Below are 13331 nucleotides of genomic sequence, written 5' to 3' on the forward strand. Positions count from 1 at the left end.
ACCCGAAAGGATCAGAACGTGTAGTTCACCGTCAGCGTGGCATTGCGGGCATCGCCCGGGGTGGCCCAGCCATTGTTGCGGACGCGCTGGAAATACTTCTTGTCGAACAGGTTGTTGACGTTCAGCTGCACCTGCAGCTCATCCGTCAGCCAGTAGGACGCGGAGGCGCGATGCACCCAGAAGTCCGGCATCTTGAACAGCGGCGGGGCGGCGTTGTTCAGGTACATCTCGCCGAAATAGGTGGCGCCGTAACCCAGTTGCAGCCCGATCGGCAGGTCATAGGTGGTCCACAGGCTGCCGGAATGCTTCATGACGCTGGTCAGCGGATTGCCCTTCTGCGGATCGCTGGCGGCGCCATCGTCAGCATTTTGCAGCACTTCGCTGTCCAGATAGGTGTAGTTGGCGAAGACGCGCCATTCCTCGGTGATCGTGCCGGCGACGCCCAGCGAGACGCCATCGACACGGCTCTTGCCCTTCAGCTGGTTTTCCGGGATCAGCGGATCGGCCGAGGGCACCTTGTAGTTCTGGCGCTCGTTGCGGAACAGGGCGGCGGTCACCGACAGCTGGTTCTCCAGCAGGTCCCACTTGGTGCCGATTTCGTAATTGATCGCCGTTTCCGGATCGACATTGCAGGTGATTGCCGTGCAGGAACCGTTGACGCCCGTCTTGGACGGGGTCTTGGAATTGCCATAGGCGACATAGATGCTGCCGTTCTGGGCCGGCTTGTAGACGGCGCCGACGCGATAGGAGAACAGGTTGTCCTGGTTCTCGAACAGCTGACCCTGCGAGGTGAAGGTGCCGTTGGTGTAGGTGCCGGTGGTGTAGTCGCCCTTGTTATGTTCCCAGCGGACACCGCCATTCAGCTCGAACTGCTCGTTCAGCTTGATCTGGTCGAACGCATAGACGGCTTGGTTCTCCAGCGTGCCGTCCTGGGTGCCGGTCTTGATGAAATTGACCGGGCCGTTCCAGATATTGTTCGGATCGGCGATATTGATCAGCGGGATGTCGGCGGGCACCGTGCCATTGGCATTGCGCAGCGAATTGCCGCTGTCCAGATGGTACTTCTCGCTGAAGATGGCGGCGCCGACGGTCAGGTTATGGGTAATGCCGCCCGTATCGATGCTGGCCTTCAGGTCGGTCTGGTTGAACAGCATGCTGTTGCGGCTGTCGCGTGTGGTACCGCGCGGGCCGGTGCCCAGCGCGCCGGAGCTGACGGAGAACGGCGCGAAGAAGCCCTTCGGCACGGTCGTGGCCGGCTTCACCGGGTTGGTGGAGGCGGCGATGGTGCACGCACCGCCGGTCGGCGTATGGCCGGTGGCCGAGCCGTCATCCACGCACCACAGGCCCTGCGGCGGGCTGGCGATCGACAGCTGGGTCACGCGCTGCCAGCGGGTCAGGTTCTGGACCGACAGCTTGTCGGTGAAGCTGTGCTCGATCTTGGCGGTGACGATATCGACATCGCTCTTCTGGGTGTCGACATTGGCGTAGCCGTAATAGTTCGAGCGATCGACGCCCGGCAGCATGCCGTCATAGGTCGCGGTCAGGTAATAGGGCACGCCATATTGCGGGATATTGTCGTCATGCTGGTGATGGTAGGACAGCGTGACCTTGGTGTCGCTGTTCAGGCCGAACACCACCGACGGGGCGAAACCCCAGCGTTCGGCCTTTTCCACGTCGCGGCCGGCGGCGTCGTTCTTGTGGCCCATGGCGTTCAGGCGGATGGCGATGTCGTCGCCGATCTTCTGGTTGCTATCCACCGTGGCGCGGTAATAGGCGTCGGTACCGATACCGGCGCTGGCGCGGGTGAACACATCATCCTTGGCCGCCTTGGAGACCAGGTTGATGGAGCCGCCGACCGAACCGGAACCCGCATAGACGGAGTTCGCGCCATTGGTGACTTCCAGCTGCTCCAGGTTGAAGCTGTCGGAGCGCACATACTGGGCGCTGTCGCGGATGCCATCGATGGCGATGTCGGAATTGGCCGAATAGCCACGCAGGTTGATGCTGTCGCCATAGCCGCCGCCGCCTTCGCCGGCGCCGAAGGTGATGCCCGGCACGGTCGTCAGGATGTCGCGCAGGTTCAGCAGGTTCTGTTCCTGGATGACGGCGGCCGGCACGACCGTGATGGTCTGCGGCGTGTCGCGCAGCGGGGCGGTATATTTCGGCGAGGCGGCCTGTTCGGGCTTGTTGGTCGGGGCCACGGCCTGGCCTTCCACGCCCAGCGTGGGCAGCACGACGGCCTTCTTCTCACCCTCTTTCGTGGCGGAGCCGCTGGCCTGCTGGGCCATGGCGGGCAGCGCCGAAGCGGCCACACCTACCGACAGCGCAGCCATCAGGGCCATGCGGCCGCGGGCCACCTGGGAATTATTCTTCTCTTCCATGTGTCTTTACCTCTCTCGCGGCGCAGAAATACGCCAATGATTCTTATTCGCTTTATTAATTGGCAATGGCCCCCTGCCATCACCCGGATCCCGTTGCGCGGACTATAGTTGAGAGGCGTTCGCATTCGCAAACAATGAGGAGCCGAAATCCATGCGGTGCATACGTGAACGCCATGCGGCTGTGACATGGCGGGGCGCCTGTTGCGTCCCAACAGGCGCGGGGGTATATGTACGTTTGTAATACAGCCTAAAGTTTATGGTTAATGCTCCCGATGGCCCGCGTCTCCGCCGATATCCTGCTTCCGTTTGAGCCGGCCCCCGTCACCCGGGTACAAAAGGCACTGAGCGCCCGCTTCCTTCTGCCTGTGCAGGACGAGATTTTCGATCTGCTCATGGGCATCCGGCTGGATCTGGATGAGGGGCTGCGGCGGCTGTATCCGGAACGGGAGGGCAAGCTCTATCCGCTGGGCTGCTGCCGTGAGATTTCCAATGCCGTACGCCAGCACCTGCTGCAACGGCTGCGGAACCCGCAGTCACGGGCGGAAAGGGCCATAAGCGCCTTCATCCGCGGCGGCGGCGTGTATCGACCCATCTGGGGAGCGCTGCGCGGCTGTTATTTCCAGAACGCCACACAGTTCGGCAGCCTCTATGTCGATGTGTCCAACGATACGGTGACGGTGACCAAACCGAAGGTCGAAATCCTGCCGATCGAGGAAGCGGGGCTTGAGGCGATCCGCGATATTCCGCATTTTGTGGAAATCGCCCAGGCCTATTGGAAGGCCCGGGTTTTCGCCAACCATGTGATCCCTTCCCTGGCACCCCTGGTGCCGGTGATCACCGTGACGCCCAAGGGTACCGTGGTGTTTGAGTCCGCGTCGGGCTACATGATCGGCCTGATGATGCGCAATGCTTTCCGGGATGCGCAGGAATGGCTGGCTTCCGGCCCGCCGCCGCCGCCAGGCCTGATCGCCGCGGTCGAGCCGCGGCTGGCACCGGACCTGCGCCTCGCCCCCGGATTGGATGGACGCCAGGCGGCGGTCGATGCGTGCATCGCCGCGCGCGAGGCCGGGTGCCACAAGGATACCGCCTGGAGCGATGCGCGGGTAAGCGACTATGTGCGCATGCAGCAGAACGCGGCTCAGGGCGGGCTGTCCAACGCGAACAGCAGGACCAGCCCCGTCGCCCCCTCTCCCACCCCGCCCTGACGCAGGTCCAGGGTGCGGCAGCCAGGCGCCATCGGGGCGGCCAGCGCGCTGTTGACGAAGCGGGCGAAGGTGGCGTCCTCCATCGCCTTGTTGCCGCCCAGGAAGGCGGCGGCGCGCACCTGGCCCGTGGCCGGATCGTGATAGACGCCGATTTCCGCACGGAAACTGCCGGCACCGCGCGGCAGCGGCGGCGGTTCCCAGCAATCCATGATCTGGCTGCGCAGCAGCGGCCCGGCCCGGCCCGAGACATCGTCGATCTTGGCCCAGTTCACCGGCGGGGCCGGCGCCTCGGCGATGGTGAGCTCGCCCTGCTGGTGGCTGGGCGGGGGCACTTGCGTCTTTGACGGCGCCGGCTTCGGCCGGGCCGGGGCCGGTGTTTCCTTGGCCGGCTTGGGCGTCAGCGCCTCGATGCGGATTCGCGCCAGGGAGGAGAAACGCCCGGCCGGATAGGCATGGAGATAGGCATAGAATTCCGCCGGGTCCTTGCTGTCGCGCACGCTTTCCCAGAAAACCAGCTCCGGATCGGCCGGGACCGGGGCCGTCGCCACCGGTACGGGCGGCGGCGTGCCGCCGCCGCAGGCCGCCAGGGCAAGCAGGCCGGCCAACGCGATGTAGTGACGAAGGGTACGGGCCACCGGCTGTTCCTTGGGATCGGGTCGGGAAATGGGCGAAAGCGGGGACTCCACGTCGCTTCCGCTTGGCATGTCCCCCCCCTGCCGGGTTATAGATGAGCAACGTCCATCATGAAAGGCCCGCCATTGGCCGCGGCCTTTGCGAACGGCCAAGAAGGAAAAACATGAAGCGGGCACGCAAGCGGGTTCTGGTCGCCGGTGGCGCTGGTTTCCTCGGATCGCATCTGTGCGAACGGTTGCTGGGCGACGGGCACGAGGTGCTGTGCGTCGACAATTTCTTCACCGGCTCGCGCGAGAATATCCGTCACCTGCTGACCAACCCCTATTTCGAGGTCATGCGGCACGACGTCACCTTCCCGCTGTTCGTGGAGGTGGACGAGATCTACAATCTGGCCTGCCCGGCCTCGCCCATCCATTACCAGTTCAATCCCGTGCAGACGACGAAGACGTCCGTGCATGGCGCCATCAACCTGCTGGGGCTGGCCAAGCGGACCAAGGCCAAGATCTTCCAGGCCAGCACGTCGGAGGTCTATGGCGACCCGACCGTGCATCCGCAGACCGAGGATTACCGCGGCAACGTCAACCCGATCGGGCCCCGCGCCTGTTATGACGAGGGTAAGCGCTGCGCGGAGACGCTGTTCTTCGACTATCACCGCCAGAGCGGCGTGAATATCCGCGTGGCCCGTATCTTCAACACCTACGGCCCGCGCATGCATCCCAATGACGGGCGCGTGGTGTCGAACTTCATCGTCCAGGCATTGCAGGGCCAGCCCATCACCATCTATGGCGAGGGCACCCAGACCCGGTCCTTCTGCTATGTCGACGACCTGATCGAGGGGTTCATCCGCCTGATGGCCGCCCCGGACGAGGTGACGGGCCCCATCAATATCGGCAATCCCGGCGAATACACCATCCGGCAGCTGGCGGAGAACGTGGTGCGCCTGACGGGTGCCAAGTCGGAATTCGTGGTGAAGCCGCTGCCCCAGGACGACCCGCTGCAGCGCTGCCCCGATATCAGCAAGGCCAAGGCGACGCTGGGCTGGCAGCCCACCATCCAGCTGGAGGAAGGGCTGAAGCGCACCATCGCCTATTTCGCCGACCAGCTGGGGGTGGCGGTCGACTGATCACGCCCCCTTCCCTGCCCCTCCCCGACCTGGAAGCCCCGTGTTCCAAGCCATGAATATCCTTGAGCTGTTCACCGCCGCCCAAGCCCTTGACCTTCGTGGAGACCGGCAGGGGGCGATCGCCTTTTACCGGGACTGGATCGCGGCCAATTCCGCCGATCCGAACATGCACGCCGTGCAGTTCAACCTGGGCACCCTCCTGCTTCAGACGGATGAAATCTATCTGGCGCTGGCCGCCTTCAACGAGGCCATGCGTCTGCGGCCGGACTTCATGCCGGCCGTCATCTCCCTGGGCACCGCGCTGGAGCGGATGGGCCAGATGGATATGGCCATCGATTACTGGCGCCAGGCCATCAACCAGATGGCCAGTATCAGCGCCGACAACATCAACTACAAGACCACCGCGCTGAAGCAGCTGGCCCGTGTTCTGGGCCAGCGCCAGCAGGCCGCGGAGGCGGAGGAAATGCTCCGCCTGTCGCTGGACGTGGCGCCGCACCAGCGCGAGGAGATGCAGCACTGGGCCAATGCCCGTCAGCGCCTGTGCAAATGGCCGGTACCGCAAGCCGTCGGCCCCGTCACGGCCCAGCAGGTGGTGGCCACCATGGCCCCGCTGACGCTGGCCTATTACACCGACGATCCCATGCTGGCCCTGGCCAACGCCTATAATTACAGCCGGCGCGATGTGGGCTGGCCGGAACGGTTCAAGACCAGCGCCGATTTCAAGGGCCGCCGCCGCCAATCCGACGGACGGCTGCGCATCGGCTACGTCTCCTCCGACCTGCGCGGCCATGCCATCGGCTATCTGACGTCGGAAATGTTCGCCCTGCACGACCGGTCCAGGGTGGAGGTCTTCGCTTTCTTCTGCGGATTCCAGATGGAGGACCCGACCATGCTGCGCATCCGCGGCAGCGTCGACCACTGGATCGACATCAACAACATGGAGGATGCCCGGGCCGCGGAGCTGATCGAGGAACTGGGGATCGACATCCTGGTCGACATCAACGGTCACACCAAGGATGCCAGGACCAAGATGCTGGCCATGCGGCCGGCCCCGATCATCATCAACTGGCTGGGCTTCCCCGGTAGCATGGGCAGCCCCTATCACCATTACATCATCGCCGACGAGGTGATCATCCCCCCCGGGTCGGAGAAATATTACAGTGAGCGGGTGCTGCGCTTGCCCTGCTATCAGCCCAACGATCGCAAGCGCACCGCCTCGCCCAACGTGCCCACCCGCGCCGATCACGGGTTGCCGGAGGATGCCACGGTCTTCTGCTGCTTCAACGGCATGCAGAAGCTGACGCGTTTCACCCTGTTGCGCTGGGCGGAGATCCTGCGGCGGGTGGAGAACAGCGTCTTCTGGATATTGCAGGCCGGCAAGGAATCCGACGCGCGCTTCCTGGCGTTGATGGCGGAGGCGGGGGTCGATTCATCGCGCATCATCTTCGCGCCCTATGCCATGAATGCCGACCATATGGCCCGCTATCCGCTGGCCGACCTGTTCCTGGACAATTCGCCCTATGGTGCGCACACGACGGCCTCGGACGCTTTGTGGGCCGGTGTTCCGGTTCTGACCGTGCCGGGACGCACCTTCCACAGCCGCGTCTGCGCCAGCCTGGCGATGGCCGCCGGCGTGCCCGAACTCGTCTGCCTCGATCCCCGCGAATATGTGGAAAAGGCCGTGCGGCTGGGCAAGGACCGTCCAACGCTGAAGGCTTTGAAGCAGAAGCTGCTGGAGCAGCGCGACCGGTCCGTGCTGTTCGACACCGACCTGTTCACGCGTTCCATGGAGGATCTGTTCGATCAGGTCTGGGCGGAATGGGAGGCCGGCAAGCTGCCGGTGCCCGATCTCACCAACCTGGACACCTATCTGGAGATGGGCAGCACCTTCGACCATGATGCGGAGGAATTCGGCTTCCTGCCCGATTATGAGGAACGCTATCGGGAGCGGCTGGCCCGGCGGCATGCATTGACGCCGCTGCCCCACGACCCGCGCCTCTGGCCGAAGCCGGAGTGAAGCCATGCGCGCCATCGACCTGCTGATCGCAGACCTGCGCGCCGCGACGGCCGACCCGCCACAGGCGGAGCGGGCGGTGCGGTGGCGGGAATGGATGCAGAGCGTAACGCTGCCCGACATCCTGTCGCTGCCGGCGCGGGCCGGGGAGGTTCCCAACCGCCTGTGGCTGGCGGAGATGCTGAGTTCCTGGTTGCAGGTGCAGGGGGCCGGCACGCCGGGCGCCGGGCTGATCTGGTTCAACCTGGGCGTGGAACTGGGCCGGATCGACCGGCCGGCCGATGCCGCCACGGCCTATCAGAATGCCCTGCTGCTGCGACCCGACCTGTGGCAGGCCGCCGTCAATCTGGCCAACCTGCACGAGGCGACGGGCGATCGCAACGCCGCCGCCGGCATCCTGGCCAGCGCCTTGCAAGAGGATGAGGCCCGCATCACCCTGCTGAACCAGCGCGGCCGCGTGCTGGAGGCACAGCGCCGGCTGGCCGAGGCGGAGCAGTGTTATTACCGCAGCCTGCTGGTCGATGGCGACCAGCCCGACGTGGTGCAGCACTGGGCTTTCACGCGGCAGAATATTTGTGCCTGGCCCGTCTTCGGCCCGCCCGTGCCCGGCCGCACGCCCGATGCGCTGCGGGCGCAGTCCGGGGCGCTGGCCACCTTGTCATTGATCGACACGGTTGCGGGGCAGCGTCAGGCCGTGGCCGCCTGGCTGGAGCGTCGGCTGGCCAAGGCGCCGGCCCCCACGGTCCGGCTGGCCCCGGCCGAGGGCTATGCGCATGACAGGCTGCGCATCGGCTATGTCTCCTCCGATTTCTGCCGCCATCCGATGAGTTACCTGATGGCGGAACTGCTGGAGCGGCACGACCGTTCGCGGGTGGAGATCTATGGCTATTGTTCCAGTCCCGAGGATGGCAGCGATGTGCGCGCCCGCGTCCTGGCGGCGCTGGACCAGCGCCGGCTGGTGCGCGACCTGGACGATGAGAGCGTGGCCCGCCTGATCCGCGCCGACGAGATCGACATCCTGATCGACCTGAACGGGGTGACGGCGGGGGAGCGGCTGGGCGTGCTGCGCTGGAAGCCGGCACCGGTGCAGGCAACCTATCTGGGCTTCATCGGCCCGGTGCCCGTACCGGAACTGGACTATATCCTGACCGACGAGCACGCTATTCCGCCGCACCTGGCCGGGGAATATTGGCCGCGCCCGCTCTATATTCCCGGTGTCTACCAGGCCAATGACAGCCGCCCCGTTCCCCTGCCCCCGGTCAGCCGCGCGGCGGAAGGGTTGCCGGAAGGCGGGTTCGTCTTCTGCTGCTTCTCCAACGCCTACAAGATCACCGAGACGATGTTCGACGCCTGGATGGAGATCCTGCGCCGGGCGCCGGGTTCCGTCCTGTGGCTGCTGGCCGACAATGAATGGGCCGCGGCCAACATGTGTGCGCGCGCGGTGGAGCAAGGGGTCGACCCCGGACGCCTGATCCCTGCCCGCCGGGTGGAGCCCAGCCATTACCGGGCCCGTCTGGCGCTTGCCGACCTGTTCCTGGACACCACACCTTATAATGCGGGCACCATCGCCAGCGATGCGTTGCGCATGGGGCTGCCGCTGCTGACGCTGTCGGGTGAAACCTTCGCCGCCCGCATGGCGGGCAGCCTGCTGCGGGCCATGGGGTTGCCGGAACTGATCACCCGGGATCGCGCGAGCTTTGTGGAGCAGGCCCTGCGCCATGCCGGTGATCCCGCCTACCATGCCGGCATCCGGGCGCGCACGACCCCCGAACGCTGGCTGGCCACGCTGGGCGATACCCGTGCCTTCGCGAAGGCGTTCGAGGAAACGCTGGAGAAGGTGGCGATCCGGCGGAAATGATGACAACGGTCATGATTTATGACCGTTGTTACGGCGGCGACCGCCGCCGCGCGGCTCGTGCCGCGTAAGCCAAGCCACCGGATGGTGGCGCCCGGCGTCTGAGGGAACACGAAAACACCACTGGATGCGGTACACGCGTCACGGTTCGCGCAGGGACTCGTCCAGGCCCCGCAGGATCGGGTAGAGGAAATAGGACATCAGGCTGCGGCTGCCGACCTTGATCTCCGCCTGCACCGACATGCCGGCCGTCAGCATGGCCCCTTCCGGCATGCGGTCCAGATGCATGGAGAGCAGGTCCACCTGGGCGCGGTGGATATAGCTGGCGGCCACCACGGGCACGCGCAACGCGTCGGATTGTTCCAGCGTGCCGGGCGCGAAGCTTTCCTGGCTGACGGAGCGCAGCCTTCCCTTCAGCATGCCATGGCGCTGGAAGGGGAAGGGATCGACCTTCACCTCCACCTGATCGCCGGCCTTCACATAGCCGATATCGGCCGAACTGATGGTCACCTCAGCCAGCAGCGGCGTCTCCAGCGCGATCAGGGTCAGCAGTGCCTCCGCCTCGCGTGCCACGGAGCCGGGGGACAGGCGCGCAACCTCCTGCACGACGGCATCGACTGGGGCCGCCAGTTCCACCAGATCGTTGCGGCGGACGGCCTTGGCCAGTTCCTCGTCGACCTGGCTGGCCAGCTGGCGTGTTTCGACCAGTTGCTCCAGAAGCTGGCGGTGCCAGTCATCGATGAAGTTCTGCCGTTCCGCCCGCTTCGCCGCCAGGGTGGCGCGTAGCTCCTGGAGGCGGTTGGCCATGGTCTGCAAGGACCGTTCGGTCTCCATGCGGGCGGCCTGGGCTTCCAGCAATTGCAGGCGGGAGCCTGTCTGCGCCTTGTAGAGCTGGCTGCGCACACTCTCCACGTCGCGATAGACGACAAGCTGTTCGGTCAGTGATTTCTGGTCGTCGCCGGTGGAGCGCAGCGATGCCTCCAGGCTGGCGATGTCTCCGTCGAAACTGGCCAGCTTGGACCCGTATTGCGCCTGGCGCTGGCGCATCAGGTTGCTCTGCAGCGCCATGTCGGGATCGCTGTCGGCCGTCATGTCGTCCGGCACCGGCTTGCCCGCCGCTTCCAGTTCCAGCCGCCGCAGCTGGGCGAACAGGGAACGCTGTCGTGACGACAGGGCGGCCCGGTCCGCCCGGGTGAAGGTCGGATCGAGCGTGGCCAGGATTTGGCCCTTGCGCACGATGTCGCCCGCCTTCACCCGCAATTCGCGCACGACCGATCGCTCGATCGGCTGCAACAGGATGGGCGGCGCCTGGGTGGCCAGGCGGCCGGGCGCCACCACGATCTTGTCGACCTGCACGAAGCAGGCGATGAGCGCGATGAGCAGGAGCATTCCCGCCGCAACCAGGTGCGGCGCGCCCAGGATCGGCGGCGGCGGCTCCCGTACGATGACCTCCAGTTCCGTCTGGAACTCGATGGCTTCGGGCGCGACAGGCAGGCGTGGCTCCGGCGTGCCGACAAACCGCCGCCAGCGCTCGCGCAGGTCCCGCAAGGGCCGCATCAATGGATGTGCTGTGTCTGGGTTTCCCATAGGTGCCGGTAGATGTCGCAGCGTTGCAGCAGGATGGAATGGGGCGCGCAATCGACCAGCCTGCCCTGTTCCAGCACGATGATCTTGTCGGCCTTCACCAGCGATGACAACCGGTGGGAGACGATGACCATGGTGCGGCCTTGGGCGATGCGGGTCAGGTTGCGCTGGACGATGGCCTCGCTGTCCGGGTCGAGCGCGCTGGTGGCCTCATCGAAGATGAGCAGGCGCGGCTGGGTGACCAGCGCGCGGGCGATGGCGATGCGCTGGCGCTGGCCGCCGGAGAAGTTGGAGGCGTTCTCCTCGACCATCGTATCATAGGATTGGGGCAGCCGGTCGATGAACTCGTCGGCACCCGCCATCTGCGCGGCCTGCAATATCTCGTGGAACGGCGCATCGGGCCGGGCGGCGGCGATATTCTCACGGATGGTGCCGCGGAACAGCAGGTTGTCCTGCAGCACGACGCCGATGGATTTGCGCAGATGGTTCAGGTCGATATGGCGCAGGTCGACGCCGTTCAGCTTGATGAGGCCTTCCTGCGGCAGATGGATGGACTGGATCAGGCGGGTGATGGTGGTCTTGCCCGATCCGGACCGGCCGACCACGCCCACCACCTGCCCCTCCTCGATATCGAAGGAAACGCGGCTCAGCGCCGGGGTGGCGCCGGGATTATAGCGGAAGGTGACCTCGTCGAAGATCATCTGGCCGGTGATCTGGGGGCGCGATTGACGGGAATGGCCGCTGCGCTCCGGCTCGCTGTTCATGACATTGCCCAGCATGCGCACCGACAGGTCCGCCTCCTGGTACTCGTTGATCAGCGCCACGATCTGCAAAAGCGGCCCCGTGGCCCGGCCCGACAGCATGTTGAAGGCGATCAGGGCGCCCAGTGTCAGATGCCCGTCGAACACCTGTACGGCGCCGATGGCCAGCACGCTGATCTGCATCAGCTTCTCCAGCACACCCGTCAGCACCCCGCCAAGGATGCCGATGCGGCCGACATCGGCGTGGCGGCGCACGGCCTGTGCCACCTTGTGGTCCCACGAATGCTGCCTGTTCTGTTCCAGCACCAGCGACTTCACCGCGCGCATGGAATGCAAGGTTTCCACCAGATGCGCCTGCCGGCTGGCCTCCGTCTCGTAAAGACGGTTCAGGTGGGCGCGGAAGATGGGCACCATGAAGCCGATGACGGCGGCGATGGCGATGGAGAAGCCCAGCACCACCGCCATCAGCAGCCCGCTATAAAGGAACAGCAGCACCAGCAGGACGGGCAGCGTGATGGCGTCCAGGAACACCTGGAACAGCCGGCCGGTCAGGAAATGGCGCAGCTTCTCCGTCTGCTGCATATGGCGCGTCAGCACGCCGGCGCTGTTCTTCTCGAAGAAATGCAGCGGCAGGGACAGGAGGTGGCTGAAGGTGCGGGAGGTGAGCTTGGCGTCGATCTTGTTCGACGCCAGGATCATCAGGTTCTGCCGCACATAGCCGAAGAAGCCGTCGAAGAGCGTCAGCACTATATATAGGATGACGATCACGAACAGGGTCTGGTAGCTGTGATGGGTGATGACCTTGTCCACCAGCACCTGGAACATCATCGGCATGAACAGGCCGATGATGTTGGCCATCAGGGCCGCGACGGCAACACCCCGGAAGAACTTCGCGTTGCGCAGGATTTCCGGAAAGAACCACCGGAAGCCGAAAGGCTGCTTCTCGTCCATCAGGGCCCAGACGCGCTTGGCCATGATCACGTCGCCCGACCATTCGGCCAGGAACTCCGCCTCCGGCACGAAACGCACGCCCTCGGCCTCACGCCGCGGATCCAGGATGGCGGCTTGCATCCCGCCGCCCTCGGCAGGAATTGCGTAGGCAAGGATTACCCAGTTGCCGTCCTTCAGGGGGGCAATTGCCGGGTAGGCACCGCCCAGCTGGGCGGCGGACTTCCAGCTCATGCGCACGCGGCGGCCCTTCAACCCGGCCGCCCGCATGGCTTTCAGCACCGCGGCCGTATGGTCACCCTGCGTTTCCTGTGGCAACTCATCCGGCGCCAGCTGCACGCCATGGTGCAGGGCGATCAGGAAAAGGCACCGCAAAACAGTCATGTAAGGGGACAATCGCCACACCCGTCGGCAAGTTGGGGACCATCTGCGGCAGGGAAGCTAATGCGATTCTTGCCGCCACACGACAAAAAACGTCAATCACCCGCCAATTCACCTGCCGGCCCGCGCCGCGGGCCGGCAGGACTCGCCGTTCTCTATACAGAAGGATAAGTTCACCCTCTGTCTTGTGACGAATCCGAAGGTTTTGGTGGGGGTACACCGATTGTAACTTGACTCATTCTTTATCTCGGTCTTTTATCCCAAAAGACCCAAAAAATTTGGGCGCCTATACCAAAAGGGGAACGAACACGGCTTATCGGTCGACGCTTTTGCGCGCCGGTATGGTTGGGTGCTTTTCCGGTACTTGGCTCCAGATTCAGTGGGGTTTCGCGTTAGAAACTGGCATGCGCCTTGCAGTGCGAATTCCAGTATTTGATGCGAGAGCG

8 protein-coding genes are annotated in these 13331 nt (G+C 64.9%); 4 read left to right on the top strand and 4 right to left on the bottom strand.

The genetic code is table 11. From position 1 onward, the window contains the following. Positions 1-11: 11 nt before the first annotated feature. Positions 12-2381: a TonB-dependent receptor gene (locus tag ACM9HJ_RS01335; protein ID WP_416569866.1), complete on the bottom strand. Its 2370-nt coding sequence runs from the start codon at positions 2379-2381 to the stop codon at positions 12-14. Between the two features lie 272 nt (positions 2382-2653). On the opposite strand from ACM9HJ_RS01335, the gene ACM9HJ_RS01340 reads away from it, so the two are divergent. Beyond that, complete coding sequence (locus tag ACM9HJ_RS01340; RefSeq protein ID WP_416569867.1) at positions 2654-3586, top strand: hypothetical protein; 933 nt, start codon at positions 2654-2656, stop codon at positions 3584-3586. Here the strand turns inward: ACM9HJ_RS01340 and ACM9HJ_RS01345 are convergent. Then, entirely contained in the window at positions 3520-4272 is a 753-nt protein-coding gene (locus ACM9HJ_RS01345; RefSeq protein WP_416569868.1) for a hypothetical protein, read from the bottom strand. The genes ACM9HJ_RS01340 and ACM9HJ_RS01345 overlap by 67 nt on opposite strands. A 110-nt stretch (positions 4273-4382) precedes the next feature. Here ACM9HJ_RS01345 and ACM9HJ_RS01350 point away from each other — a divergent pair, with 110 nt between their 5' ends. The 3 genes from ACM9HJ_RS01350 to ACM9HJ_RS01360 are packed head-to-tail and all read left to right on the top strand — an operon-like array spanning position 4383 to position 9214. Then, positions 4383-5342, top strand: coding sequence for a UDP-glucuronic acid decarboxylase family protein (locus ACM9HJ_RS01350; RefSeq protein ID WP_416569869.1), 960 nt, complete (start codon positions 4383-4385; stop codon positions 5340-5342). Positions 5343-5394: 52 nt separating this feature from the next. After that, on the top strand, positions 5395-7359 hold the full coding sequence (locus tag ACM9HJ_RS01355; protein WP_416569870.1) for a tetratricopeptide repeat protein: 1965 nt from the start codon (positions 5395-5397) through the stop codon (positions 7357-7359). A 4-nt stretch (positions 7360-7363) separates the two neighbouring features. Beyond that, positions 7364-9214 carry a glycosyl transferase family 1 gene (locus ACM9HJ_RS01360; RefSeq protein WP_416569871.1) on the top strand — a complete coding sequence of 617 codons (1851 nt, stop codon included), beginning with the start codon at positions 7364-7366 and terminating at the stop codon, positions 9212-9214. Between the two features lie 138 nt (positions 9215-9352). Here ACM9HJ_RS01360 and ACM9HJ_RS01365 read toward each other — a convergent pair whose 3' ends face one another. Both ACM9HJ_RS01365 and ACM9HJ_RS01370 read right to left on the bottom strand, forming a co-directional pair. Next, positions 9353-10768 (bottom strand): HlyD family type I secretion periplasmic adaptor subunit, encoded by a 1416-nt coding sequence (locus ACM9HJ_RS01365; RefSeq protein ID WP_416569872.1) that lies wholly within the window; start codon positions 10766-10768, stop codon positions 9353-9355. Then, complete coding sequence (locus tag ACM9HJ_RS01370) at positions 10768-12888, bottom strand: peptidase domain-containing ABC transporter (protein ID WP_416569873.1); 2121 nt, start codon at positions 12886-12888, stop codon at positions 10768-10770. The genes ACM9HJ_RS01365 and ACM9HJ_RS01370 overlap by 1 nt, the downstream gene beginning before the upstream one ends. Between the last annotated feature and the right edge of the window lie 443 nt (positions 12889-13331).

The sequence above is a fragment of the Niveispirillum sp. KHB5.9 genome (assembly GCF_048066115.1).
Taxonomy (GTDB): domain Bacteria; phylum Pseudomonadota; class Alphaproteobacteria; order Azospirillales; family Azospirillaceae; genus Niveispirillum.